Origin of the sequence: Flammeovirga sp. OC4 (assembly GCF_000812565.1) — a bacterium.
GTDB lineage: Bacteria > Bacteroidota > Bacteroidia > Cytophagales > Flammeovirgaceae > Flammeovirga.
On sequence record NZ_JTAM01000035.1, the window covers coordinates 1 to 225 of the forward strand.

General features: G+C 34.7%; 1 protein-coding gene. It reads right to left on the reverse strand.

The window, feature by feature from the left end:
- Nucleotides 1-225 (reverse strand): hypothetical protein (locus tag PL77_RS32045; RefSeq protein ID WP_044208363.1); only part of this gene is annotated, 225 nt, incomplete at both ends.

The following is a 225-nucleotide window of genomic DNA, read 5'->3' on the forward strand; positions in this document are numbered from 1 at the left end:
ATACTCACTATTTTCAATAAGTTCATCGAAGAATAGGAGGTTATTATCAACATTGAATTGTGTCTTTTGGTCATTGGCATTATCAAAAGAAGTTAGTGCGACATCCTCTAATTGGTTATCCGCAAGATTTACCGTTTCTAAATACCCGAAGTTTTCAATTGTAAGGCTGGTTGGCAAGCTAGTTAAAGCTCTATTCGAAAGATCTAAATCAATAACTCTACCGTA